The sequence below is a fragment of the Rhizobium sp. 16-488-2b genome (genome assembly GCF_017741815.1).
Classification (GTDB): Bacteria; Pseudomonadota; Alphaproteobacteria; order Rhizobiales; family Rhizobiaceae; genus Rhizobium.
This window is the reverse complement of sequence record NZ_JAGHMF010000033.1, coordinates 1-24,772: the sequence shown is the minus strand read 5'-3', so window position 1 is coordinate 24,772 and position 24,772 is coordinate 1. Positions and strand designations below refer to the sequence as shown.

The 24,772-nt window shown below is 59.0% G+C and carries 21 protein-coding genes; 7 read left to right on the top strand and 14 right to left on the bottom strand.

What is annotated here, in order from left to right; all coding sequences use genetic code 11:
• The first annotated feature begins 241 nt into the window (after nucleotides 1–241).
• Complete coding sequence (locus J5286_RS23460; RefSeq protein ID WP_209192092.1) at nucleotides 242–610, top strand: DUF1330 domain-containing protein; 369 nt, start codon at nucleotides 242–244, stop codon at nucleotides 608–610.
• Between the two features lie 886 nt (nucleotides 611–1,496).
• On the opposite strand, the gene J5286_RS23455 is transcribed toward J5286_RS23460, so the two are convergent.
• From J5286_RS23455 to istA, 5 genes are all read right to left on the bottom strand, one after another.
• Nucleotides 1,497–2,726, bottom strand: a complete 1,230-nt coding sequence (locus tag J5286_RS23455) for a hypothetical protein (RefSeq protein WP_209192091.1) — start codon at nucleotides 2,724–2,726, stop codon at nucleotides 1,497–1,499.
• 55 nt (nucleotides 2,727–2,781) lie between these two features.
• Nucleotides 2,782–3,177 (bottom strand): MOSC N-terminal beta barrel domain-containing protein, encoded by a 396-nt coding sequence (locus tag J5286_RS31790; protein WP_449090116.1) that lies wholly within the window; start codon nucleotides 3,175–3,177, stop codon nucleotides 2,782–2,784.
• 11 nt (nucleotides 3,178–3,188) lie between these two features.
• Nucleotides 3,189–3,620, bottom strand: a complete 432-nt coding sequence (locus J5286_RS23445; protein WP_209192090.1) for a hypothetical protein — start codon at nucleotides 3,618–3,620, stop codon at nucleotides 3,189–3,191.
• Between the two features lie 430 nt (nucleotides 3,621–4,050).
• Complete coding sequence (istB, locus tag J5286_RS23440) at nucleotides 4,051–4,863, bottom strand: IS21-like element helper ATPase IstB (RefSeq protein WP_209192089.1); 813 nt, start codon at nucleotides 4,861–4,863, stop codon at nucleotides 4,051–4,053.
• On the bottom strand, nucleotides 4,853–6,379 hold the full coding sequence (gene istA / locus J5286_RS23435; RefSeq protein WP_209192088.1) for an IS21 family transposase: 1,527 nt from the start codon (nucleotides 6,377–6,379) through the stop codon (nucleotides 4,853–4,855). Before istA ends, istB begins: the two co-directional genes overlap by 11 nt.
• A 43-nt stretch (nucleotides 6,380–6,422) precedes the next feature.
• Between istA and J5286_RS23430 the strand changes: the two genes are divergently transcribed.
• Nucleotides 6,423–7,694: a hypothetical protein gene (locus tag J5286_RS23430; protein WP_209192087.1), complete on the top strand. Its 1,272-nt coding sequence runs from the start codon at nucleotides 6,423–6,425 to the stop codon at nucleotides 7,692–7,694.
• On the opposite strand, the gene J5286_RS23425 is transcribed toward J5286_RS23430, so the two are convergent.
• From J5286_RS23425 to J5286_RS23395, 7 genes are all read right to left on the bottom strand, one after another.
• The gene (locus J5286_RS23425) at nucleotides 7,691–8,590 is read right to left on the bottom strand and encodes a hypothetical protein (RefSeq protein WP_209192086.1); all 900 of its coding nucleotides are present in this window, start codon (nucleotides 8,588–8,590) and stop codon (nucleotides 7,691–7,693) included. The two genes, J5286_RS23430 and J5286_RS23425, sit on opposite strands and share 4 nt — an antisense overlap.
• A gap of 852 nt (nucleotides 8,591–9,442) precedes the next feature.
• A complete protein-coding gene (locus J5286_RS23420; RefSeq protein WP_209192085.1) occupies nucleotides 9,443–11,332 on the bottom strand; it encodes an ABC transporter ATP-binding protein in 1,890 nt (629 codons plus the stop codon).
• A 10-nt stretch (nucleotides 11,333–11,342) separates the two neighbouring features.
• On the bottom strand, nucleotides 11,343–13,151 hold the full coding sequence (locus tag J5286_RS23415) for an ABC transporter ATP-binding protein (protein WP_245206487.1): 1,809 nt from the start codon (nucleotides 13,149–13,151) through the stop codon (nucleotides 11,343–11,345).
• A gap of 273 nt (nucleotides 13,152–13,424) precedes the next feature.
• Nucleotides 13,425–14,384, bottom strand: coding sequence for a bile acid:sodium symporter family protein (locus J5286_RS23410; protein ID WP_209192083.1), 960 nt, complete (start codon nucleotides 14,382–14,384; stop codon nucleotides 13,425–13,427).
• 301 nt (nucleotides 14,385–14,685) lie between these two features.
• A complete protein-coding gene (locus J5286_RS23405) occupies nucleotides 14,686–14,919 on the bottom strand; it encodes a BrnA antitoxin family protein (protein WP_209192082.1) in 234 nt (77 codons plus the stop codon).
• Nucleotides 14,920–14,966: 47 nt separating this feature from the next.
• Nucleotides 14,967–15,209 carry a DUF2188 domain-containing protein gene (locus J5286_RS23400; protein ID WP_018900878.1) on the bottom strand — a complete coding sequence of 81 codons (243 nt, stop codon included), beginning with the start codon at nucleotides 15,207–15,209 and terminating at the stop codon, nucleotides 14,967–14,969.
• A 183-nt stretch (nucleotides 15,210–15,392) separates the two neighbouring features.
• Complete coding sequence (locus J5286_RS23395) at nucleotides 15,393–15,851, bottom strand: hypothetical protein (protein ID WP_209192081.1); 459 nt, start codon at nucleotides 15,849–15,851, stop codon at nucleotides 15,393–15,395.
• Between the two features lie 401 nt (nucleotides 15,852–16,252).
• On the opposite strand from J5286_RS23395, the gene J5286_RS23390 reads away from it, so the two are divergent.
• The 5 genes from J5286_RS23390 to J5286_RS23370 are packed head-to-tail and all read left to right on the top strand — an operon-like array spanning nucleotide 16,253 to nucleotide 19,677.
• The gene (locus J5286_RS23390) at nucleotides 16,253–17,485 is read left to right on the top strand and encodes a curlin (protein ID WP_209192080.1); all 1,233 of its coding nucleotides are present in this window, start codon (nucleotides 16,253–16,255) and stop codon (nucleotides 17,483–17,485) included.
• Between the two features lie 55 nt (nucleotides 17,486–17,540).
• Nucleotides 17,541–17,870 carry a curli-like amyloid fiber formation chaperone CsgH gene (gene csgH, locus J5286_RS23385; RefSeq protein ID WP_209192079.1) on the top strand — a complete coding sequence of 110 codons (330 nt, stop codon included), beginning with the start codon at nucleotides 17,541–17,543 and terminating at the stop codon, nucleotides 17,868–17,870.
• Entirely contained in the window at nucleotides 17,860–18,327 is a 468-nt protein-coding gene (locus tag J5286_RS23380) for a curlin subunit CsgB (protein WP_209192078.1), read from the top strand. The genes csgH and J5286_RS23380 overlap by 11 nt, the downstream gene beginning before the upstream one ends.
• Before the next feature lie 5 nt (nucleotides 18,328–18,332).
• Complete coding sequence (locus tag J5286_RS23375) at nucleotides 18,333–18,758, top strand: curli production assembly/transport component CsgF (protein WP_209192077.1); 426 nt, start codon at nucleotides 18,333–18,335, stop codon at nucleotides 18,756–18,758.
• Nucleotides 18,759–18,789: 31 nt separating this feature from the next.
• Nucleotides 18,790–19,677 carry a CsgG/HfaB family protein gene (locus tag J5286_RS23370; protein WP_348529283.1) on the top strand — a complete coding sequence of 296 codons (888 nt, stop codon included), beginning with the start codon at nucleotides 18,790–18,792 and terminating at the stop codon, nucleotides 19,675–19,677.
• Between the two features lie 33 nt (nucleotides 19,678–19,710).
• Here the strand turns inward: J5286_RS23370 and J5286_RS23365 are convergent, their stop codons facing one another.
• Both J5286_RS23365 and J5286_RS23360 read right to left on the bottom strand, forming a co-directional pair.
• The gene (locus J5286_RS23365; RefSeq protein WP_209192076.1) at nucleotides 19,711–23,184 is read right to left on the bottom strand and encodes an AAA family ATPase; all 3,474 of its coding nucleotides are present in this window, start codon (nucleotides 23,182–23,184) and stop codon (nucleotides 19,711–19,713) included.
• A complete protein-coding gene (locus J5286_RS23360; RefSeq protein WP_209192075.1) occupies nucleotides 23,184–24,449 on the bottom strand; it encodes a metallophosphoesterase family protein in 1,266 nt (421 codons plus the stop codon). Before J5286_RS23360 ends, J5286_RS23365 begins: the two co-directional genes overlap by 1 nt.
• Nucleotides 24,450–24,772: the final 323 nt, after the last annotated feature.

The window sequence follows — 24,772 nt, the reverse complement described above, 5'->3', positions numbered from 1 at the left end:
CAGGAGTCGCCCTCGGCGACCAGTACAGGTTTTCTGACCCCGCTCGCAATCCGCCTCTCGAATGCCTGTTGCCGACGCCAACGGCAGATGGCATTCCCCCATCGGATTGCACTCTCGACGTCCACACCTACATGCATTCCGGGCGAGTGTCAGCTCGATCGCTACTGACAGTTTCTGACGGGCTCCCAGGTTAGCCTTCCGAAGGCGCTCATCAAAGACGCCCAAAGGGAGAGGATTGCTTATGGTCGCGTTTTCAGCTGACGTTTTCGAAAAGTTTCTAGCTGAGGAGGACGACGCCCCTGTCGTTATGCTAAATCTATTACGGTTCGTCCCCAACGGCGGTCGCGAGCGGCATCTGGAGTATCTTAGGATGGCAGAACCCATCCTCGCGCGTTTTCGCGCACGGATTATATTCCGTGGCGATGGTCTCGACGTCTTGACGACGGGACTGACTGAAGGGTGGGATGCCGTGCTTCTCGTCGAGTATCCGCGCCGGACGGCCTTTAAGGAAATGGTGGAGGACCCGGAGTACCAGGAGGCATTTCAAGTTGGAAAGTCGGCGCTCGCCGATATCGTTCTGCAACCTCTGAATTTCTCCAAAGGACTCTGAATCCCTGCTGAAACGTAGGTAAGTCTGATGGTACGTGGCGACGTGAACGCAACGCAAAACATTACGGGCGCTCAACCCGTGAAAGGGAGCGCCCGTAATGCTGCTGCTAGCGACAAAAGCCAACTGAGTGGCAGGCCGCTTGCCTGAGGCGGTGATTAAACGCCTGAGCCGATTCGGGCAACCCAAAGGTATTGCATCGCTGCTATGCGACCTGAATGGCACGTTTGGTTCACGTCATGCCTATTGGATGTCAATCAGCTCCTCGCAGCGCCAGCCTGCTTCAGTCGGACATTGACCGTACAAGGACAGTGTCGGGGTTTGGTAAGATCGACGGCAGCGTATAGCCTTCAATAGCCTTTAGTTTTCGAGCGGGGCCGTAATAGAGCAATCGTTTCTGGTTCGGGGTAGGGCGTGGTCACCATACCCATTTTCAATCCTGCAATGGCGCGGCAGGTATTGCCGTCAACGAGAATTAGCTCACGATTGATGCGGATTGTGCCGTGGTAAATAGTACAACTCGCTAGACGGCACCCTTGCCGCCAAACGCAGGGACGTTGCACCGTGGGATAAGTCTGAACTGGTCCCGATCATTATGTGATTGATCGATATCTCTAGCCGAGACAGGGGCCTTGTCGCCGAAGCTGAGCCAGCCTGGCCCGATAAATAATGCGTCTTCTCTGAGCTGGAGACGAAACTGTCCGCAGTCTGAGACACGATCATTCTGCTCCAACGATTGCTTGTGCACGGCGGCGCTCCATCGAAATTGATCTAGTGGCCGTGATGGTGACGCCGCGAGAAGAAGAAATCAACCTACAGATCGGTAACTCGCGTTTTCCACCGACAGCCGACGTAAATGGCTCACTTGTTACCAGCCACTTCACTGGATCTAGGGACGATTGGTGGGGATATCGAATGCCATTACCGTGAGTGTAATTTCCCGTCTGGGATCGCGCTGTCGAGCGAACCGATAGCGAAACTGCGATAGGTCCTCCTTCTCTCCGGATAAGAAGTGCGGATGCTTTCTCGTTGCTGCATCCATCTTATCGCAAACGTCTGAAAAACGTTCGTTCCTGCTGAACACAAGGATACATGCTTTGCCGTCGCGCCATGTGAGATAACGCATAATCTGATTAATGGTCTCGATATGCTTCTTTTGGCCGTCCCAGATTTTGCACTCGGCGATGAAAATGTTGATTCCGCCGACTCTAACCAGAATGTCGGTTTTTCCATTGTAGTTGAATGTCTCCCCAGTCGCTGCTCCTCTATACATGCCGTTGAGGGAAACCAAATAAATGTCGCGTAGGTGCTCCTCTTCCATGCCGTGGAAAGCCGCGGGGCTCCGCTCCATCACCAATGTCATATTCTTGAGCGCCGTCAGTATCTCAGTGTAATCTTCCTGAACCATCGGCTTCGGCAAGATCGAGTCGATCTTTTCCGATTGCTTTGTAAAAGGCTCCAGAGCGGCAAGCGATGTAGGATTTACCTCAACCTGGGTTCCGAACTGTGTTTCGAGGACGGTTCTATACCCTAGATCGATGACGAGCTGCGCTGCTTTCGACGTCTCATTTTTCCTGCGTCCAATTTCATTCAATGCCAAATGGTGCAGTTCTTTGTTGAACGATGCGGTCTCCTCCCGCATCTCTTCCAAATTCGTTCGGATAGCATCAACCTTTTCGTTGATAAGTGGCTTGAGGTCTGCAGCGGTAAGATCATTGCCTGCAATTCTGAGACGGATGCACATCCCGTCTATAACGCCAGACACGTCAATTCTTTCCGGGATTCGAACGTTGAGGAGCCTTTCGTCGCCGACAAAGGGGACATGAATCCAATGAACCATTCCCTTCTTCGAACCAATCTGCCCGAATTCGTTCTCGTCGGTGAAATACACCGTGCCTGGCTCGGTTCTTATGCCGAATTCGCCTTCGCGAAGCCGGGGCACATCGATGCTGTGTTGCATTACGAGCGCTAGGACACTTTCGTTCGCGGACTGCCCGCAAACTTCCTCTGACGGCATCGTGCGGATACTTGCACGTATTCCTTCTCTGCGCTCCTCCAAGAAATCGTCCAACGCCAAGTCGCTGAAAAGGGGAATGCCGCCAGACGTATCAATGATCATTTTTTTCACCGCAATCAAAGCGTTGATGAGCCGTTTGGGGGATATCGTGAACCAGTTAAAAAGTCCTGAGTAGAGCACACCGGAGGGGATGACCCGCAGAAAAGTCCTCGACCCGAACCATCTCACCTATCAAATGAACTAATTGATCGGGCGACCGCTGCCTGGCATTCGGCGCCCGAAGCCGTCGAGCGCGATGGGATTCGAGACGCCTTCTTCGCGGCCAAGGTATCATGACGTCACCGTCGAAGATGCGAGCACCGAGCTCCAGCGCTGGTCGCCAGCGAACGATCTTTTCCGGAGCAGCAATCTCTCCCGAGACAAGGTCAACGAGAAGATGACCGCGATCTCCTCGAACGCCATCAATTGCTACAGTTAGGGCGTCGACCCGTTCCCCGCGCAGCGAACTGACTGGATAGCGCCATAGCGCCTGAACATTTGCAGCGACCTCTATCTGGTCGCTCCCTAGAACCAGGCTACCGCAGCAACAATAGCGACGGAAGTAAGCGGGCGTTCCTTGACTATGTCTTCGACGCCCTGCAGGATCGATCTGGCTTCAGCCTTCCCAACCGCCACGGCACCGCTAGCAACTTCGGAGGCTTGGTCCGAGAGGCGCACAGCGTCTCGGCGAAGAGAGCGGACACCTCTGCGATGCTCAATACCGCCAAGCTCACCGGTCGATCTTAAAGCTTCGTCCACTAGCGGAGCATCATCACGATCATTCGCGGCTTTTCCATCAATGGTGCTGGCGACTGACGATTGAGTCGCCGACACCGGATCAGATGCAGGGAAGGTATCTTCGAGGCCATGTTCGAGAGCATCTGACCCTGCAGAGCGCTGGCGGGCCTTTTCTGCGTTGAATGATTGGACTGCGGGGGACTTGGTAGGATCTGCCATGCTGCTTCGCGAACTGCGAACCCATTGTGTTTTCCCTATGTGTATGGATAATGACCGAGCTGGCTGATCACCGCGCTTTGGACCTCGAACCTGGAGCGCGTCTTCATGGAAGAGGGTCAGTCAGCACCAAGAGCACCCATGGCTCTGGTAAAAGTGCACAAACGATATTCACACATTGCAATTCTTGCATCCATAAATAATAGTATAAGCGCTGGCTGAGTGATACGTTCTGGACCCAAACCCAAAGCGCGTGCACACCACATCATTCAGTCAGCAATGATCCCCGCGAATAGGTCGAGATCAACACGTTGCCCCCGGCACGAAGGTCCTTACGACCATCATATCAGCTATTTGATTGCCTGTTGCGCTGACTGGCTGTTGATTTGCACTGAGAGCTGACCCGGGATTTGCGCCGAGAAGTGACCCGCCTTTAGGTATCGTTCGTGTCGGTCGCGGTGGTCAAGTTCTTCCGTTTCTCCTTTGTCGTTTTGGGCTCATGGGCCGAGCTGTTTTTGAAGCGGAAGCTGTCGTTTCCGGTTTCCAGGATGTGGCAGTGGTGCGTGAGCCGATCCAGCAACGCGGTGGTCATCTTGGCGTCACCGAAGACGCTGGCCCATTCGCTGAAGCTGAGGTTTGTTGTGATGATGACGCTGGTGCGCTCGTAGAGTTTGCTCAGCAGATGGAAGAGCATAGCACCGCCTGATGCGCTGAACGGCAAGTATCCGAGCTCATCAAGGATCACGAGATCGGAGTGAACAAGCCGGTTGGCGATCTGACCAGACCGTCCTTGCGCCTTCTCCTGTTCGAGCGCGTTGACCAATTCCACTGTCGAGAAGAACCGCACTCGCTTATGATGATGCTCAATCGCCTGGACGCCGATCGCGGTGGCGATGTGCGTCTTGCCCGTGCCGGGGCCGCCAACCAGGACAAGGTTGTTGGCGTCGTCGAGGAAGTCGCAGCGGTGAAGTTGGCGAGCGAGCGCCTCGTTGATCTCGCTGCTGGCGAAGTCGAAGCCATTCAGATCACGGTAGGCAGGAAAGCGTGCGGTCTTGAGCTGATAGGCAGTCGATCGAACCTCTCGCTCCGCGGTTTCCGCCTTGAGAAGCTGCGACAGGATCGGAATGGCAGCTTCGAACGCTGGCGATCCTTGCTCGGTCAGATCACCGACGGCGTGGGCCATGCCGTGCATCTTCAGTTGACGCAGCATGATAACGATCGCGCCGCTTGCTGGGTTATGACGCATTGCGGGCCTCCGTCTTTCTCAGGGCATCATAGCGCTCGACATTGGCCTTCGGCTCGTTGGTGAGCGTCAGGGCCTGAGGCGCTTCGATGGTCGGTGGCGTGAAGGATTTGCCGTCGACAAGACGATGCAGCAGGTTCAGTACATGGGTCTTGGTTGGAACGCCGGACTTCAGCGCCATGTCCACAGCCGAGAGGACGGCCTGTTCGTCGTGCTGGAGGACCAGCGCCAGAATGTCGACCATCTCGCGGTCACCACCCGGCTTCTTTAGGAGATATTGCTGCAAGGTTCGGAATGCGTCCGGCAACTCGACGAATGGAGCGCCATTACGAAGAGCGCCGGGCTTGCGCTGCACCACCGCCAGATAGTGCCGCCAGTCGTAGATCGTCTGTCCCGGCCGATCGTGAGAGCGGTCGATGATACGGCGATGTTCGCAGACGATCTGCCCCTCTGCTGCGACGGCGATACGATCGGGATAAACGCGAAGGCTCACTGGTCGATTGGCGAAGGACGCCGGCACACTGTAGCGGTTGCGTTCCAGATGGACGAGGCAGGTCGGGGTGACCCGCTTCGTATACTCGACGAAGCCATCGAACGGCCGGGTAACAGGCATCAATGCCAAAGCTTCTTCCGCCCAGATGTCGGCGATGGTGCCACGCATCTGTCCGTGCGGGGTCTTTGCCCAGAACTCCTTGCAGCGCTGCTCGAGCCAGTCGTTCAGGGCATCCAGCGATGGAAAGCGCGGAACAGGTTGGAAGAACCGATGACGCGCATCCTGAACATTCTTCTCGACCTGTCCCTTCTCCCAGCCGGAAGCTGGATTGCAGAACTCTGGCTCGAACACATAGTGGCTGGCCATCGCCAGGAAACGGACATTGACGTCGCGCTCCTTGCCACGGCCGACCTTGTCGATCGCCGTGCGCATATTGTCGTAAATGCCGCGGCCGGGGATGCCGCCAAACACGCGGAATGCATGGTTGTGGGCATCGAACAGCATCTCGTGCGTCTGCAGAAGATAGGCCCGGACGATGAAGGCGCGGCTATAGCTCAGCTTCGTATGTGCGACCTGCAGCTTGGTGCGCTCATTGCCAATGATGGCCCAGTCTTCCGACCAGTCGAACTGGAAGGCTTCTCCGGGCTCAAAGGCTAAAGGCACGAACGTGCCGCGTCCTGTCGTCTGGAATTCCCTCTGCCGGTCTGCCTTCCATTCCCGGGCAAAGGCTGCAACACGGCAATAGGAACCGTCATAACCAAGACTCACCAGGTCGGCATGGAGTTGCTTCAGGGTGCGCTTTTGCTTGCGTCCCTTCTTGAACTCCGTCTTCAGCCAAGCTGACAACCGATCCGCGAATGGATCAAGTTTGCTCGATCGCTCCGGGACCTTGAACTTCGGCTCTACGCCGTCCAGGCGCAGATACTTGCGGACCGTGTTCCGGGACAGGCCGCTCCTGCGGCATATCTCCCGGATCGATAGATGCTCTCGAAAATGCCAGCGTCGGATTACGCTCAGTAACGCCATGTCGATCACTCCAGAGCCCCCGCTGAAACCTCGCGAGGGATGATTGAAACATGGGTCAAATCTCAGTGATAATTTCCCGCAATCCCGGGTCAGCTCTCAGTGCAAATCAACAGCGTCCTTTTTTACGAACCCCCAGAAGGCCTATCTGCAAAATCTTCTCAGAGTTCGAAACAATGCAGCGCACGCGTCCGGGGTGCCTATCCTCCCATGGGAAGCCGGCACGCTCCTCCAAGATGGCATCAATGAGTTTCTTTCCCAGCCGGTTGCTGCTGGCGAGCGTATTGTAATGCCCCTGATGGAAACGGTGAAGATCAAGGACCTCTTCGCAACCGATGACGCAGATCACATTGATAGGATCACCTTTCAGGAGGTTGGTCTTGTCCACGCCGGTACGTTAGGACGGTTTGTAAAGGGGCTCATTGACGGGCTGGCGAACCCGAGCGGTGATTACTATGCGCGGAACGTGGAGAGGCTCCTCCAGTCTTTTGCACGGCGCAGGAACTCGGCGCTCCGCAAGCTCCTATTCCGGTACCTGATGGCTGAGAGGACCCTCGCACCTACCGAGCATTGGTTTTGTAAAGTCGTTACAGCCGATCCAGAAATATTGGTCGTCAAGAACCAAAAGGCGGACCCGCTCTCGACAGATAAAGCGCTCGCGGCGATTTGCCGTGACGTCCCTCAAAACGAATACGGTCAAAAGCTAGTTGACGAACTGTGGATGTCGATTGTTGCGACGCTTGAGCCTTCGGTTATCAAGGATTTGTACCCGAAGACTTTAGAAGCACTGCTCTCAAGAATCTGGACCCGACGATCGCTTCTCGCCGGTTTGGCGAAAGGACCAATTGCGGAGCTGCTTCTTCGCAAAATCGTTGTCAAAACCTTCGAACCTGAAAACGCAGAGATATTTTTGGGAACGCTCCTGGACAGGGATTTCTACTTGGAGTTTGCAAATGCGATCGATGATCGGTCAGCGTTGCAGATAGTTTCGGCTATCGCAGGAGCTGACGAGGCGTCGATGCCTCGGTGCGTCGAGCAGTCGCGGATGGGCTTTATCGAACTCGATACCCTGCGAAATAAAGCCCTTTCCTACCTCGAAAGCGGACATGATGCAATTTACGTCATCAATGAAGACGCGCCGATTGTCTCCCCTGGGGATTTCATTCAAAGGCATATGACGATGAAGGACAAACCATGGTGGATTTCCATCGATGATGAAGGCGATGAGAATGAAGGCGCAATCCTCACGTCGGTGGTGCCGGAACGTCGCATTGTACGACGTTCTTCAAATCCGCATCGCAAGCCGCTGTTCGCTTAGAACGCCGTCGACATGGTTGGTCGGTCTGACTTTTCACTCTCGGGCCGACCAACCCTCTGCAACCAAGCCCGCATGGGCGCGTTGCGATTCCAGTCGTCATGCCTCCAAAGCTCGCCCTGACCGAGGCGGTAGGAGCAGTCTCTGCCGTGGTCATCCAGCCCAGAACGAACTTCGATTGGCGGGTAAACGGAAGTCAAGAGATCTTCCTCATCTTGAATGTGACGCCTTTCGAGGATCCGAGTTCGAAGTGCAGCGTGATATTCTGACGTGCTGAATCCAAGTCTGAGGGCGCCTTCGATAGAAAGGGACTCGATCCCGACATCACAAAGGTAGACTTCGCTTGGCCGAACCTCATCGCTCGATAGATCTCTGACCAGGTATTCACTCCGCAGTCTATCGAGCGGCGTATCATCCACCCAGCCGACAATTTCATAGCCTTCAAAGTCCTGCTCGCATGGATAGGGAACCCGGCGGGCTTCGCTTGGTTCGTCCCAGTCGGTGAAGACGCCTTCTCTACAGATTGCTTCAGCCTCGTCGCGCGGTGCGATCTGTTCAGCCATCAGTCCTTCCTCCGTTTGAAGGAGTTCTGACGTCAGAAGCCTGTGCCTGATGCCAGCTTGGTACTCGGACGTGGTAAAGCCTAATGTCAACGCATCTTTGAGGGAAAGCTCCTCAAAGCCAGTCGCGAACAGCGGGCACGATACCCAGACGTGGCCATCTGGCGAAAGCACGGCATACGGATGGTTTAGTCTGTCAGGCACCCTATCAATCGCGTTTCCCTGTTCATCGACCCATCCTATCGCAATGCCCAGAGAAGCAAGGCGCTCTTCTGTCGGAAAGTAGCACCGGCTAACCCATTCCTCTGTGCCATCTCGCAGCGTCATCGTTGTACTCATAGTGGTCTCCTTCGTTCTCAAAAGGATGACCACCGGCGTTGCAAGCGGCAACGTGTTGTCGAGCACTATCTTCAGGCCGGAAGAGCCACCGCTGTGTTGCCAAGTCCCCCGGCAACGTCCCATCGCAACGGTTAGCGGACCGCCCTGCAGGGCAGCCGCCGAAGGCGTGACCAACGGCCGCTCGTCAGACAGGCGAGGGGACGGCACGCGGGCGCAATCTACCGGGACCTCAGCTCAAGCCTCCGATACCAGTTTCATTGCAGGCCGGCGTTGCTCAGTCAGAAGGGAGCCGCTAGGCGGCAGGAGCGGGGCGCGTCTCGAACATTAAAGTGGGGATTGTCTTGGCCGTAGCGTCGCCGCTGCCTGTGTCGACCTTGCGGCGAGCGTGGCGGTCGCGTGCCAAGCGCTTTCGCAACGGTCACTTCTATCTACAATTTATGAGGGAAACAACATCCCATCGTGTCTGAATGCAAGAGGCAAGCCTGTCGCTCGGCTATGGAGGGGGCAAATGGAATGCCAATGGAATGCCGCGCTCAGCGGAGCAGGGGACGTCGGGGCTGAGATTTGACCCACGCGCAATCTCAGGCCCGCCGTCCGTGGCAGTCGAGGATGTCATCGGTTGGCCCTTGAAGTCGGTAAGCCGCCCCGGTCAGAGCCCCGCGATCGGTTGGAGCTGGCTAGCGGTTCGCATCTCAACGCCATCATTTGCAATGTGTCGGTGGTAGCGGCGAGTGACGCAGAAACCATCCAATGGCGGCGCTCTCCAAGATGGTTTCGCGGTGCCAGTGCAACCCTGGAATGATGTCAAACGATGACGTAGTGTCAAGTCTGCTGACGCGTAATAGTGGTGGTTTAGGTCGAACCCATTGGCGTCATACAGACAGTCTCCGGGATGTCGTCAAATGACGCGTAGTTGAGGTCGTAAAGCCGCGCGTAAAGTTTGCGGTTCGCCATGAGTTGCTGATGGCTGCCGCTTTCGACGAGCTCGCCGTTCTGCAAAACGATGATCCGGTCGGCCTCGCGGATGGTCGCCAATCTGTGGGCGATTACCAACCCCGTGCGTCCTTCAAGCAATTTCACCAGCGCCTTCTGGATCAGCATCTCCGTATAGCTGTCGATATTCGCGGTCGCCTCGTCCAGCACCAGGATTTTCGCATCGGCCACAAGCGCACGCGCGAAGGACAAAAGCTGGCGCTGCCCGAGCGAGAGATTGCCGCCGCGTTCGCCCAGCATGCTGTCGTATCCCTCGGGCAGGCGCATGATGAAATCATGCGCGCCGACCGCCTTGGCGGCTTCGATGACCTTCTCCCGCGTCGCGTTGTGCTTGTGATAACGGATGTTTTCGAACACGGTTCCGGTGAAGAGGAACGGCTCCTGCAGCACCATGGCGATCTGGTCGCCAAGCGAATCCTGTGTCAGCGCGCGGACATCGTGGCCGCCGACAAGCACCTGTCCCTTTTGTACATCATAAAAGCGGTGGATCAGCGACATGCAGCTCGACTTGCCCGAGCCGGTTGGACCGACAAGAGCGACGGTTTCGCCCGGGTTGACCTTGAAGCTCACATGCTTGAGCACCGGATGCTTCGGATTATAGCCGAAGACCACGTCGCGGAACTCGACGGAGCCGTCCATGTCCTTGGAGAGAACAACGGCATCGGCTGCGTCCTTGATGTCGATCGGCACGTCGAGCACTTCGGTCAAGCGTTGGCCGGATGCCATGGCGCGCTGCATGACGGAGTATTGCAGCGTCAGCGAACGGATCGGGTCGAAGAAGCGCTGGATATAGAACAGGAACGCCACGAGCACGCCGACATCAAGCGCCTGGTTGAGCACACGCGCGCCACCGACGACGATGACAAGCGCCATGGCGACACCCGTCAGTGAATCGACGATTGGCACCATCACCTGCGCGTAACGCGCTGCAGTGAGATGCGTCTGAAGGTTCGCCTTCGCCTTGTCGTCATAGAGCGTGAAGTTGACGCCCTCCCGGTCCATGCTCTGCACGGCGCGCACGCCATGGATCGCCTCGGCCAGGGCGCCGTTGGCCACGGAATTGGTCTCGTGCGCGGCCATGAACGACTTGCGGGCAAGCGGCAGCCAGAAGAGGCGGACGATGAACAGGATCGGCAGAACCGAAAGCGTCAGCAGGCCAAGCTTCGGGTCGAGATAAAGCATGACGCCGACGATGCCGACGAGCAGCGTCATGTCGCCGACCGAAAGAACCGATGTTTCCAGGAATTCCTGCATCGAATTGACGTCGCCTTGCAGGCGCGACATCAGGCGGCCGACCTCGGTCTTGTCCATGAAGGACAGCGAGACGCGCTGTAGGTGCGAGAACATCTGCCGGCGAATGTCGAAAAGCACGTTCTCCGCCACGCCACCAACAAGCGTCTCCTGCGCGTAGCTCGCCCCGTAATTGATCAGGATCGCGACGAGGAAAGCAACGACGGCCCATGTCAGCGCCGAATGGCTGCCATCCTGCTGCATGCCATGGTCGATCGCGTAGCGGATGATCAGCGGGATCATCAACTGCATCAGCGTGAACGTCAGCACCGCGCAGACCGAAAGCACGACGTCGCGCCGATAGGGTCGAACGAAGGCCCATATCCGCTTGATGACGTTGCCGTCAAAGGCCTTGCCGAACATCTCCTCTTCGACGCGCTGCGATCCCACCACCGCGCGCGGCGGCCGGCGTCCGTCCTCGCGAACGTCAGAGCGTTCAGTTTCCATTTCCTCGGCCATGTCTTTCTCCCTAGGCGCTCACGGCTTCGTCGCCGGGACGCACCTGCAGATCGTAAAGCGCCTTGTAACGCCCGTTCGCGGCCAGCAGCTCTTCATGTGTGCCGCGCTCGACGATCTCGCCTTCCTCGATGAACAATATCTGGTCCGCATGCATCAGCGAGCTCAACCGGTGGGCGACGATGATCGTCACCCGGTCGGCGGCGTATTTGCGCATGGCTGACCGGATGCGTTGCTCGGTCGCGGCATCGATCGCGGCCGTGGAATCGTCAAAAACCATCACCGCGGGCTTCAGCATCAGGGCGCGGGCGATCGAAAGGCGCTGGCGCTGGCCGCCGGAGAGCGACACGCCGCGCTCGCCGACGACGGTGTCGTAGCCCGTCGGCAGGCCAAGCACGTAGTTGTGCAGCTGCGCGCTCTCGCTGGCGCCGGCGATGCGGCTTTCCTTCGCCCATGGGTCGCCATAGGCGATGTTGTTCTCGATCGATGTGGTGAAGAGGAAGGAGTCCTGCTGCACGATGGAGACGGAGCGGCGCAGCGACTGAAGCGTCGCCTTGCGCACATCCTGGCCATCGATGGTGACGCGGCCGCCGGTGACATCGTAGAAGCGGGGGATAAGATGCGCGAGCGTCGACTTGCCGCTGCCTGGAGGGCCAACGATACCGATCGTTTCGCCACGCTTCGCCTCGAAGGAGATGCCGCGCAGCGCCTGCTGCGTCGGCGTGCTTGGATAGCTGAAGCTTACATTCTCGAACCGAAGCGTACCCTCGGTGATCTTCAACTCCTTCGCGTCCGGCGCATCGCGAACGGCGATCTCGAGATCGAGCAGCTCGAACAGTCGCGTGCCGCAGGTGGAGGCGCGGGCGAAGGCGTTGACCATCAGGCCAAGCTGTCGCACCGGCATCTGCAGGATGGTCATGAAGGTGAGGAATGATGCGAGCGTGCCGACGGTGATCTCGCCCGATATCACCTTGCCACCGCCGACCCAGAGCACGAGGCCCATGGCGGCGAAGAAGGAGAAGGTCATCGCGCTGGTGTTGATGACGCGGATCCCGACGCGTTGATGGGCGAGCTCCAGCGCGCTCTTAGACGCCGCTTCGAACTTCAACATCTCATAGGCATGGGATGCGAAAGCGCGGACAACGCGAATGCCACCGAGGTTTTCTTCCATGATGCGGGTCAGGACCGAAAGCCGTTCCTGCAGCACCAGCCAAGTGGCGCGCAACCGCAGCTGCGTCACCGATGAACGCCAGCCGACGAAGGGAACGAAGCTCAGCGCCAGCAGGCCGAGCACCACGTCGGTCGACAGGAGCATGTAGGCACCAATGCCGATCAGCATGGTCAGCAGCACCATGCGTACCAGCGCTGTCGAGAAATACATGCGAACACCCTCCAGATCGAGCAGGCCGATGGTGATCAGGTCGCCGGAGTGCACGCTGTCGTGGAAGCTGAAGGAGAGCCGCTGGATCTTTTCGTAGCAGGCAATGCGAAGCTCGTAGCCCATGTGGTGGCCGACGCTTTCGCTGTAGTAGTTCTGCACCATGGTGAAGACACCGCGCATGACGCTGGCGCCGAGCAACAACAAGGCGGTCGTCAGCAGCGCATCCTGGGCGACAAGGCCGGCAGCGCCGCCCTCGACGACCGCCTGGGTGTGATCCACCGCGTGCCCGAGCAAGCGCGGGATCATCAGCTGGAACGAAGAGGCGATCAGGGTGGCGCCGATCGCAAGGCCGGACTGCCATGGGTGGCGCAAGGCCATGACGGTGATGCGGACCAACGTGGAGAGGCCCTTGCCCCATCCTGCCGCAGTCGCCTTTGCCATCGAAGCCGACGGCTTCGCTACACGGTTCAAAGCATCGCTGCTCACGGTATCATTCCAAAATAGAGGTGTTCGGCGCGGGTCCGCAAAGGACGGCAAATCGATGACGGGATTGGTTAGCGCGCTTACTTTTGACGATTCGAACCGGCCGTTCAAGTAAACAATTCACCAACTGGTTATTTTATCGTGAGGCCTTGCCGGGCGGGTGACGGAAAATGAAAATGGCCCGCTTTCGGCGGGCCATTGGATCGATTGTGTGGCGTTTGCGGTGAGAGATCAGGATGCCTCGAGCGGCTTGTTTTCCGCGGCGTCATCGGTCCGACTGGAGAAGTAGTTCGCCAGAAGCGCGCCGGAGATATTGTGCCAGACGCTGAAGATGGCGCTGGGCACGGCTGCCACCGGCGAGAAATATGCGGTAGCGAGCGCGGCGCCAAGGCCACTGTTCTGCATGCCGACTTCGATGGCCAGCGCCTTGCGCTTGTAGAGATTGAGCCCGAACGCCTTGGCGGCGAAGAAGCCGAGCAGGTACCCGAGGCCGTTGTGCAGGACAACGACCGCGAAGATCAGCAGGCCGGACTGTGCGATGGCGCCCTTGCTGGCGCCGACAACGGCCGCGACGATCAGCACGATGCCGACGACGCTGACGAGCGGCAAGGCAGGCACGGTCTTTTCGACCAGGCGCGGCAGCACTTTCTGTGCCAGGAAGCCCAGCGCCAGCGGCAGGATGATGACCTGCAGGATGCTCATGAACATCGCCATGGCGTTCACAGGCAGATATTGGCTGGCGAACATCCAGACGAGGAAGGGCGTTACGATCGGGGCGGCCAGCGTGGTGACGCTGGTGCAGGCGACGCTCAGCGCGACGTCGCCCTTGGCGAGATAGGTCATCACGTTGCTCGACGTGCCGCCGGGGCAGCAGCCGACGAGAATGACGCCGGCGGCGACTTCCGGCGGCATCGGGATGAGCACGGTCAGGAGCAAAGCCAGGGCGGGCATGATGACGAAGTGCGCGACGACGCCGATCGCGACCTCGACCGGGCGGCGGCTCAGTTCGCGGAAGTCATCGACAGAGATCGTCAGGCCCATGCCGAACATGATGATACCGAGCAGCGTGACGATATAGGGTGTCACATGCTTGAACACATCCGGGAGCAGAAAGCCGAGAACCGCGAACAGGATGACCCAGAGGGCGAATGTCTTGCCGACAAACGCGGAGAGTGACGTGAGGAGTTTCATGCCGATAACCTTAAGCAAACATATGTCCCGGCTTTTGAGCGCAAGGCTTATGCTGTCAAGGTCGTTGCCGCTGCTATCGGTTCCGATCGCTACGGATCGGGGCGTTTCGATAAGAAAATGTCCCGATTAAGAGATATTCGATCTGATATATTTCCTTTTACGTACACGTCATATTCATGCCCCATTTCCCTCGTTGAAGGCGGGCGCTAGTCTGAGTTTGCCGCGCAGCACGCATCGTCGTGGCCCCCTGCCAAAGCATCTCGGCTAGCACCACGACGACACGCTGCCGTTCGGTCAGCAATCAGCGGCCAGCCTTCATCGCCGCGCGCAGGCAGTCATTGATCCGCTCCTGCCAGCCGGGGCCATCTTCCTGGAAAAATGCCAGAACATCGCTGTCGATCTTGATCGACACCATTTCCTTCGCATTCGGGATCGCCGGCCGCTCGATGGCGGCTGCTGGTTGCTTTTTGGCGGGCTTGAACAAGGCTTCCGCCGCATCCATTGCATTGACGGGGCGTCGGGGTGTCGTGGCCATTTTGTGTTCCTGTGTCGGTGATGTTCTGGCGAAAGGTCGCCCAGCGCTCAGCGATCGTCAATCACCTCGGTATCGGGGCGATCGCCGCCGCTGGCATGCTCCGTATGCCACGAACCATCAGCGGTCTGATATTGGATCTCCGCGTCGCGGCCTTCGACATGCTGTCGGCTCGCGGCGGCCTTGGCCGCGGAAAGCGCTGCGCCATGCGTGGGAAATGTTTCGGACCAGACATCGCCAAGGCGGTATCCATAGCCACCATCGTGCTGTCCGACGTGATAGGTAATCTGCATCGTGCTATCTCCTGCTGCGCCCGTGCCATTCGGATGAGCTCAAGGATACCTGGGAAGCACTGGGCTTGAGGTCAAGCGGGGTGACTTCTTATGGCTCCGTCAGGAGCGTGATTGTGGTGCCGATTTTCGATCTTGATAGAGCCAATGCGCCCGTACGTCAGGCAGGCTTTGATGCGCGCGAAATCAGTTCGGAGTAATCGCCATCTGCTCGACCTCGATGCCGCTTGGCTCGCCGATGTTCATCGTCCGCGAGGGCTTTGCCGCCGGCTTGGGCCGCCTGACGGCCCGCTGGATGGCGGCGCCCAATGCCGCGCCGTCGATATGGCTCGGTTGCTGCATCTGCGCGGCCTTGGGGGAAGGTGGTGCGGGCGTCGCGGAAGCGATCATGGGTGGTTGCTGCCCAATTCGGCCGGGTTTCAAGCGCACGGCGACCAGTTTCTTGGCGGTCGCGTCGTAGGCGCACTCGAACGTCATCCGGATCCACTCCTTCTTAGGCGTGACGAAGCGGATGGAATCTCCCCTGTAGATAACGACTGAGGATTGTCCTTCGGGCGGATCGGCCTCCTGGAAGAAGCTCGCGTAGGGGCGGTTTACCCATTCGAAATCGATTGGCGCCTGCGCCTCGATGGGACGAGCGCACATCTGCGCGACCGTTTCGGAGTTGGATCGGATGCAGTCGGCGTCGCATAGCGTTGCGGCCGCAGTTGCCGTCGAACCAGTCTGTTGCGCCAAAGTGGGCGTGGAGAAAACGGCAGGCAATACAACACATGCCGCCAGAGCGTTACGCACGGACACCGATCGCTCCTCCCGTCAATTCCCGTGTTTTGCATCAAACAACACTAGTCGCGGCAAATGTTCAACGCGGATCTTGGAATATTAGAGAAGAATTATGTACCCCTTTTGGATGATCCCCGTTTGAATCGATTTACAGTTGTATAATGTATATATTTGTGTGCTTTATTAAGAAATCGGTAACATTGAGTGTATTGCGTCAGTTCCGAATGCAAGCGGCAAAAAGAAATTCTCGCAATTGGAGGACGAAAATGAGAATGAAACTTCTTTTGTCTACGGCTGTCGTCGCGCTTCTTGGCGCATCGTCTGCTTTCGCGGACAATAATACTATCTACCTCAATCAGCTCGACTCGAGCCAGGACGCGACGATCACGCAAAGTGGTAGCGGCAACCATGTCGGCAGTGGCGGGAACTATTTCCTGCAGCAGAACGGCGGCGGAACCGGTGACAACCAGTTGACGATCACGCAGACCGGCAACAACAACTGGGTCTCCCGCGATGCTGCCGGTTTCCAATCCGGTACGACCAACACCGCCCATATCTCTCAGGCCGGCTTCAATGGTGATGTCGAGCTTCAGCAGAATGGCACGAACAACGGTAGGCCGAATGTCGGCTGGACCAACTCGCCGAACTACGACACGATCGTTCAGGATTCGTCGTCGAACGGCAGCAAGGCCGGGGTCTATCAGGCTGGTAACAACAACGCCTTTGACATCGTGCAGGGCGGCAACAACAACAACATCTCAGTCACGCAAAACGGTACCGGCGGATTGGCATTTACGCGCCAGGCCGTGGGTAACTGGGCACAGGACGTGACCGGCAATTGGTATCCGGTCAATGGTAGCAACAACAACATTGCGATCAACCAAACCTCGGCAAGTCTCAACTACGCTGTCGCGGTGCAGGGTGCAGGTGACGGCAATGGTCTGGCCATCACACAGAGCGGTGATTGGCTGGGCGCGAATATTTGGCAAATCGGCTCGGGCAACTACGCGAGCTCAGTTCAGAGCGGCAACAACAACGCGATTGGTCTCTCGGACGGTAGCCTTTCCTCCGACACGCCGTTTGTTCAGCAGGGCAATAACAACCAGTTGATCAATTCGCAGACGGGAAGCTACAGCGTCGTCAACGGCTCGCAGACAGGCTACGGCAACTATATCAATACCAGCCAAACCGGCAATTATGCGAGCGCGCAGATCAATCAGACTGGTGACAGCAACTATGTCCTGAGCAATCAGGGCAACTATGCGATCGCTACGATCACGCAGAGTGGTAACTCGAACAAGAGCTTCGGCTCGCAGTATGGTGGTAGCGCAGGCCAGGAAAACGAGGCTCAGATCAGCCAGACCGGCACCAACAACTATGTGAGCTACGCGCAGAACGGGACGAGCAACCTCGCGTCCGTCACCCAGACGAACTACGGCAACGTCTCGGTGACCTCGCAGACCGGTAGCGGCCACGTCGCAACCATCGTTCAGAATTAACCGCAGTGCATACAGTGGGGCGGCTACGCCGCCCCACTTCCACAGGAGGGGTGGAATGGGTGGAATGGATATGGGGTCTCCCCCCGCAATTTCGTGCACGGTCGATGCCACGCGCTCGAAGAGCGCAATCCGCCTGAGGGGGCGGATCGTCAGTCCCGTGCCGGCTTTCGGCAAATATCGCTTCGAGGTTCTCAAGGAGGGCCGGAGCGGCAATTCCAATGTCACGCAATCCGGCTCCTTCAGCATTCCGACCAGCGATCCCGTTTTCGTCGGTGAATCGAAGCTCGATTACGCCAGGGGCACGCGCGTTCGCGTGCAACTCACCGGCGACGCGCTGGGCGCCGAGTTCGAATGCGTTTTCGACGAGGTCTCCAATGGCAAATAGATCAGCCTTGCAATTCGCGTCGGCGACAGCCGGGCTCATTTTCGCGCTCACCGGCGCAACGGCCTCTGCGCAGGATGCGGGATCGGCTTATACCGATCTCGGAAATTATCTGTTGGCGCCGCAGCCCGCCAGCACGGCCGCGCCAAGCAGCGGCGGCAATGTCGCGTTGGTCGAACAGACGGGGTCGAACAACACCGCTTCGATCACGCAGAACGGCGCCGCGAACCGGATTTCCGAGACGCAGATCGGCGACGGCAACTGGGTCTCCTATTCGGTGACTGGCAATGCAAACGCGGTCGAGAGTCTGCAGGTCGGCAACAATAACAGCGCCAGCGTTGTGCTGACCGGAAGCAACAACACGGTCTTGCAGACGCAGATGGGCAATGGCCTGAGCTACGGCCTTTCCTCGACGGTCAGCGGGCAGACGATCACGGTCCAACAGTTCAGTCAGAGGTAAAGGCGATGGCACAGCGTCTGAGAAGTGTAGTGGTTGGCCTGGCGGTTCTGGCCTCTGCCTGCGCGGCGCAGGCAGGCAGCCTGGTATACACGCCCGTCAATCCGTCCTTCGGCGGCAGCCCGCTGAACGGCAACTGGATGATGTCGCAGGCCGATGCACAGAACCAGCACAAGGACAGCGGCAAGTCCGCGCTTTCAGGCTCCTCGGCCCTGACCCCCGGGCAGATGTTTGCCAATCAGCTAACCAGCCAGCTCTATGCCTCACTGGCCAACCAGATCACCGAATCTCTGTTCGGCGCGAATGCCCAGACGAGCGGGAGCTACACGCTGGCGGGAACGACGATCTCGTTCGTGCGCGTCGGTGGCGAAATCCAGATCAGCATCAATGACGGCTCGACGATCACTAACGTGACCGTGCCTGCGACCCCGTAAAGCGTCTCAACGTCTCGTGGAAGTACCGCGTATGAAAATGGTTCGAGTTCTCGCTATCCTTAGTGCCTTGCTGCTTACGGGCTGCGTGGAGACAACAGCCACCAAGGAACCGCTTCAGGAGCCGCCGGTGGTGACACCGCCGTCGCCGACACGCACCAACCTCGAAAACCTTCCGCCGCCGGCCAAGAAGGTCGATATCGCCGTCTACCAGTTCCCCGATCTCACCGGCAAGAATGAGCCGAACGACAATGTCGCTGTGTTCTCCCGGGCCGTAACCCAGGGTGGCTCCGGCCTGATCATCGACGCGCTGAAGCGCGCGGGCGGCGGCAACTGGTTTACCGTGGTCGAGCGCACGGGCCTGAACGATCTTCTGCAGGAGCGCCAGCTGATCCGCGCGACGCGGCAGGAATATTCGATGGACGCGATGAAGACATTGCCGCCCATCCGCTTCGCCGGGCTCATCGTTCAAGGCGGCATCCTGACCTACGACGCCAACACCATCACTGGCGGCGTCGGAGCGAATTTCCTCGGCATCGGCGCCGATGCACAATATCGCCGCGACGTGGTCACTGTCGGCGTGCGCATCGTCTCGGTGCAGACGGGCGAGGTGCTCCTGAGCGTCACGACGACGAAGACCGTCTATTCCGCCGGCGTGAACGCCAATGTCTACAAGTTCGTCTCGACGGACAAGTTGCTGCAGATCGAGGCCGGTTACACCCGCAACGAGCCGACGCAGCTCGCCGTCCGGCAGGCGATCGATCTCGCGGTCTACGCCACCGTCATGGAAGGCGTGCGCTCCGGAATCTGGAGCTTCAGCAATCCGGCCGTCTCCGCTCCGCTCGTCAATGAATACGTCAAGCGCGATCGGCCGGGTGATGTCGCGGCGATCGAGAACGCGGAGGCCGTCAAGACATTCTGACCTCGATCTCGCTGCCGCCGTATGTTCAAACGCCTATCCCAGCTGATGGATCTTCACCTGGGGAACGACGGATTTGGCGATCTCGCACAAATGTAGATGGTGCGTGAGATAGATGACCTGGCCCATCTTCGCCATCTCCCCAAGCAGGCGGAAGACCTCTTCGGAGCGGGGATTATCGAAGCTCTCCATGATGTCGTCGGCAACGAAGGGCACAGCCGGCCTAACGGCGGCGAACTCCTCATAACCGGCCAGCCTGAGCGCCAGATAGAGCTGAAATTGCGTTCCGGTCGACATGGAATCTGCGAGTTTCGATCCGCCATCGCGCGATACGCCGATCAGGATCTCCTTTTCCTTGTCCGGCTGCGTGGCGAGGCCCGAATAATTGCCGCCGGTGATCGTCTGAAACGCCTGCGAAGCGCGGTTCATCATCGAGCTGCGATGCTTGTCGCGGTAGAGATGAAGCGCCTGTTCGGCGGCCAGTGTGCCGGTTCGCAGTGTCAGGTAGCGAATGGCGAGCGCCTCGATCTCAAGCAAAATAGTCCGCCGCTTCGCTTCGATACGGGCAACCCCGTCGTCGCCGCCAACGGCATCGAGCTTGTCCTTGGCGCGGGTCATGTCGGAATAGAGCATCCGCGCGCGCTCCGTCAGATCGTCGATCCGGGCAGCAAGGCTCAGCGCGCTATGCTCCACTTCGGCGGCGTCTATCTCCGATAACAGTCTTCCTGCGTCCTCATATGTCCTGGCGCGTAGCCCATGGGCAATCTGCTCGCGAAGCTCCGCCATGCGCCGTTCGATCCGGTCGCGCTCCTTGGCCGCCTCAAGGTAGCTTCCGACAGCCGCCAGCGTGTCGGCGCCGAAATAGCCGGTCAGTTCCGCCTTGCGGGCATTGTGAACGGCAAGCTCCGCGTCGAGCGCCTGCCGACCGGCTTGCAGCTTTTCGAGCGTGGCCTGTCGGTCCGCGCGATGCTGCTGATCACGCAAGGCGGTGTTGTAGCGTTCGACAAGCGCATTGGCGGCGGCGAGCACATCGGCTGAATGGATGTCGCCCTCTGTCTGTCCAAGAATGTTGGCCAGCTCGGCGCGAAACTGCCGCTGGTCATTCTCCATCGCTGACACCCGCTGTGTCAGATCCTGACGCTCCTTCAGGACGCCGGGCAAGCTTGCAAGGGTAGACAAAATAGCGCCGATGGCGGCGACGGATGTTGCCTTGTCGGCAAACCATGTGCCTGACAGCGCCTCCGCCCAGGCATCACGCCATGTATCCCCAGAAAGGACAGCTTGCTGATGGTCGCGCTCCCGCTCCGCAATATCGCGCGTCAGGCCGCTCACCGCCTTCTTATGGTTGGCGCGCGCCTCCTCCCGGCTTTTGCTGTCGGCGAGTAGTCTTGTCACGGCCCGCGTCAGATTTGCGACCGGCATGTCGGCATCAAACCGCGCGCCGACCTCGGTTAGGGCTGCCTCAAGCTCAACACGATGTCGCCCGAGTTCAGAGCGGAGCGCCTCCAGTTCATACTCGCTTTTCTTTAGATCATCCCGGGCCGAAAGCGCAGCACTCCGCCTGCCGGTCCAGCTCTCAAGCGCCAAGAGCCGCTCCAACGCATCCGGTCCGGCCTCGACAGCGTCAGGCAAATAAGCGCTGATCTTGTCCGCCAATCCATCGTGTTCCTCCAGTGCTTCCGCAAGCAGCTCCTGCTGCCGGTCGATGGCGGCCGCGCTGGCGGCGGCTGCAAGCGTCAGCTGCCGGAGCTCGGCGAGCTCCTTGGCGCGCGCCAGCCGATTGTCTGTCGCGGCATCGTCTTGCCGCATCGCCTGCTCGAATATCGAAGCGGTGGCGCCGTCGAGCGTGGCGAGATGGTTCTGCCAAGCCGCGTCGCGCGCGCCGCGCAGTGCCTGCGCCGCGCCGTCGTCGACCGTACCCTCGCTCGCGAAGGCGGCGATCCGCGCCGAACTCGCGGCCCGCTCGCTGGTGAGCTCGCGAAGCTTGCCGCGATGCTCGTTCACGCGCTTGTCGATAGACGTCGCCTGCGATCGCCACATATCCAGCTGCCGGGCTTCCGCAGCCTTCATGTCCTTCAGATCATGGATATCACCCGACCAGAGCGCCAGCAGCGCTGTCCGCTCATCGAAATTGCGCTGCAGCTGACGATAAGACCGCTCCTCGATTGCAAGACGAGAGAGCAGGTCGGTATCCGTCAGCCTTGCCAGCGCGCTCTCGATGCGCGATTGCGTGTCTGGGGCCATCTCGGTTCCATCACCAAACTCAGCCGCATCCTCATTCAAGCGGTTGAGGGTATCCTTCGCGCGCTTGAGCTCGCGCTCAGCGGAGGCGATTTCAGCGTCGATCCCCGAGCGTTTCTGCATCAAATCGCGGATGGCACCGACGGATGGAGCCGGTAGCAGCAATCTCTCCGGATTTTCATGTCCCGCCTGATCGAGATCGAAGAGCAACCGCGACAGGACACCTTCCTGCTCGGCCAGGGCAATTCTGCGTTTCGGCAGATCATCCGCTGCCGCCCGGTAGCGTGCTCGCCCGATCTCAAGCGTCTCCATAATCGCGGCGATCGATAGCGCCTGTTCATCCACGATCATGCCATCGATCTCATCCGACAGCTGCCGAATGGAGCGTTCCGCGGTCTCTGTGAGTGCCTGCAGTCGTGTCTCGTCGCGCGAAAGCTGCGGCAGCAGCACGAACCAATCCGCCGGCGGGCGCGGCAATTCGCCAAGACCAGCGAATTCCGCCGCCAGGCGATCGAGTTCTGAGGTCAGCGGCAGTGTCGAGAGAATGCGGCTCAGCTCCGTGTGCCGAAGCTTGGCCTCGGCCAACTCGGCGCCTGCGGCATCATAGGATGCACTGGCCTGCGACAATGTCGCCGAAAGCACCGAATAGGCGGCCGCGAAGGTATCGATGGCGTTGCGCTCGTTCTTCAGCGTCTCCAACGCTCGCTTCAACTCGGCGAGCTTCGTGCTTGACGAACGCTTGCGATGGATGGCCGCCGCATCGTCGGCCGCCATGACGAGTGACCTATTTAGGCCGGCGAGCCCCGAGCTTGCCGAAAACAGCAATTCGCCCAGCTCGCCCTTGCTTTGGATGATCGCCTGGCCGCCCTCCTTCAAGGAGTGGTCGTCGAGCGAAAACATCGTCCTGTAAGCATCGCGTCCAATCCCGCCGAGTGCCGTCGACAGCATGCCCTCGTTGACCGGCTGACCGCTGCTGTCGACGAGACTACCGGTCCGACGCTTCAGCCGCACGAGCTCATGCTCGGCACCGTCGAACTCCAGCCGCGCGCCGATCTGCATGGTACTATAGGGATGAATGAAGTCGTATTTGCTGGTGGCCCCGAACCCGAAAAGCAGATCGAGAAAGGCATCGAATGTCGTCGATTTTCCGGCCTCGTTCAGGCCGTATATAATGTGCAGGTCCGGCTTGCCCTTGGAGCGCTCGCCGAAGTCGATCGAATGGTCGGTGAATTTCCCGTAGCGGGTCAGGTCGAGACGGCGAAGGCGCATCAGTTCTCTCCGTGATCCCAGGTCTTCATCCGCGCGGTGATGTCGTCGGCGCCGTCAAGCATCAATTCGTCGATAAAGCGCTCGAAGCTCGCCGGGTCGTCGCCGGCAAAGCGACGGCTCTCCGGCGGCAGATCGGCGAGCAGATCCTTGACCATCTCACCGATCTCGTCGCGAAAGCCGGCGCTCGCCATGACCCTGTCACGCATCAGCTGGCCAAGCTCGATGACAGGATCGGCTGTTGCCTTGCCGACCTCTTCGGGCGTGTGCACGCCAAGCTCCAGCTTCTCGATCCAGGTCTGGCCAATACGATCACCGCGCTCCTCGGCCTCGGTGCGCAACAGATCGATGTCGCGATGCAGCCGCCAGGAGAGCGGCGTTTGTCCGATAAGCCGCAAGCGAGCGACGAGGTGGGGCGAGGCAGTCCTCTCGCGTTGTCGCGCAAGCGCCAGCTCGATGGCGCCCGCCGCCTCGCGCCATTCCGAGATATCGGTGAGATCGACGCTCACGCGCTCGAACTGCGCGACGCTGGTCAGACACTCCTCTATGGTGATCGTACGGTCATCCGCGATCGTCACCAGCGATACGGTCTTGGCGCCGGCCTCGTTGATGTCGCGGCCCTGCGGCATGCCGGGCATGATCACCGTGCGCGCCCCCTGATGGTGTGTCCGCTGGTGGATATGCCCAAGCGCCCAATAGTCGAAGCCGGAAGCATGCAGCTCCGAGACACTGCACGGCGCATAGACATCGTGCCCCTGTGCACCGGCGAGGCTTGTATGCATGATACCGATGTTGACCGCGCCCGCGACCGGCGCCTTGAATTTCGGCAGCAGCGATTCCGGGGCTTGCGGCTTGGCGAAGCTCAAGCCGTGGATCGCGATATCGAGACCATCCTTGACGCGCTCGACGGCTTCAGCGCGCCCGCCGAACACCTTGACGTTGTCAGGGAGCACCAGCTCCTGGGTGATCTTGGACAGCGCATCATGATTGCCGCGTATCTTATAGACAGCGATGTCAGCCGCATTGAGCCGCTGCATCTGCGCGGCCAGAAAACGCGCTGTCTTCATCGACGTCTGGTCGCCATCATAGAGATCACCGGCAATGATCAATGCGTCGACCTGTTCTTCCAGGCAGAGGTCGATAATCGAAACGAAGGCCGCGCGGGTGGCGTTGCCGATCAGTTCGGCCAGCGCTTCATCGCGCAGCGCCAGCGAGCGCAGGGGGGAATCCAGGTGAATGTCGGCGGTGTGTATGAAGCGAAACGGCATCAGATCCTCAATGGTGCGCGTCACTATATGGCAGATCGGTCCTGCTCATACCACTGTCGGCCCGTGTCTGGTCGATAAGCAGGGCGGGAGAGGGCATGATCGCGGCGGTTTCGGAGCGATTTCCGGCACCCAAACAGGCCTTCTGGAAATTCCCTAGGTAAATCAATCAGTTGCCAGAAACTGCGATTTTTTGAAAAAGGCTTGTTGACTTGTTTGGCTCTGGAGCCTTATAAGCCGCTTCACAGAACGAGGGCGGCGGCGCTGCTGGCGACGGTGACTTTCGCTCTGGATTTCTTGAATTGGCTGCGATGCTGATTGGTCCC

Coding starts and splice junctions, on each gene's coding strand:
- J5286_RS23375 (WP_209192077.1), top strand. CDS start 18,333: ATGGCACAGCGTCTGAGAAGTGTAGTGGTTGGCCTGGCGGTTCTGGCC.
- J5286_RS23390 (WP_209192080.1), top strand. CDS start 16,253: ATGAGAATGAAACTTCTTTTGTCTACGGCTGTCGTCGCGCTTCTTGGC.
- J5286_RS23405 (WP_209192082.1), bottom strand. CDS start 14,919: ATGGCCACGACACCCCGACGCCCCGTCAATGCAATGGATGCGGCGGAA.
- J5286_RS23400 (WP_018900878.1), bottom strand. CDS start 15,209: ATGCAGATTACCTATCACGTCGGACAGCACGATGGTGGCTATGGATAC.
- J5286_RS23445 (WP_209192090.1), bottom strand. CDS start 3,620: ATGGCAGATCCTACCAAGTCCCCCGCAGTCCAATCATTCAACGCAGAA.
- J5286_RS23410 (WP_209192083.1), bottom strand. CDS start 14,384: ATGAAACTCCTCACGTCACTCTCCGCGTTTGTCGGCAAGACATTCGCC.
- istA (WP_209192088.1), bottom strand. CDS start 6,379: ATGGCGTTACTGAGCGTAATCCGACGCTGGCATTTTCGAGAGCATCTA.
- istB (WP_209192089.1), bottom strand. CDS start 4,863: ATGCGTCATAACCCAGCAAGCGGCGCGATCGTTATCATGCTGCGTCAA.
- J5286_RS23360 (WP_209192075.1), bottom strand. CDS start 24,449: ATGCCGTTTCGCTTCATACACACCGCCGACATTCACCTGGATTCCCCC.
- J5286_RS23460 (WP_209192092.1), top strand. CDS start 242: ATGGTCGCGTTTTCAGCTGACGTTTTCGAAAAGTTTCTAGCTGAGGAG.
- J5286_RS23415 (WP_245206487.1), bottom strand. CDS start 13,151: ATGGCAAAGGCGACTGCGGCAGGATGGGGCAAGGGCCTCTCCACGTTG.
- J5286_RS23395 (WP_209192081.1), bottom strand. CDS start 15,851: ATGTGCGCTCGTCCCATCGAGGCGCAGGCGCCAATCGATTTCGAATGG.
- J5286_RS23455 (WP_209192091.1), bottom strand. CDS start 2,726: ATGATCATTGATACGTCTGGCGGCATTCCCCTTTTCAGCGACTTGGCG.
- J5286_RS23380 (WP_209192078.1), top strand. CDS start 17,860: ATGGCAAATAGATCAGCCTTGCAATTCGCGTCGGCGACAGCCGGGCTC.
- J5286_RS23420 (WP_209192085.1), bottom strand. CDS start 11,332: ATGGCCGAGGAAATGGAAACTGAACGCTCTGACGTTCGCGAGGACGGA.
- csgH (WP_209192079.1), top strand. CDS start 17,541: ATGGGTGGAATGGATATGGGGTCTCCCCCCGCAATTTCGTGCACGGTC.
- J5286_RS23365 (WP_209192076.1), bottom strand. CDS start 23,184: ATGCGCCTTCGCCGTCTCGACCTGACCCGCTACGGGAAATTCACCGAC.
- J5286_RS23370 (WP_348529283.1), top strand. CDS start 18,790: ATGAAAATGGTTCGAGTTCTCGCTATCCTTAGTGCCTTGCTGCTTACG.
- J5286_RS23425 (WP_209192086.1), bottom strand. CDS start 8,590: ATGAGTACAACGATGACGCTGCGAGATGGCACAGAGGAATGGGTTAGC.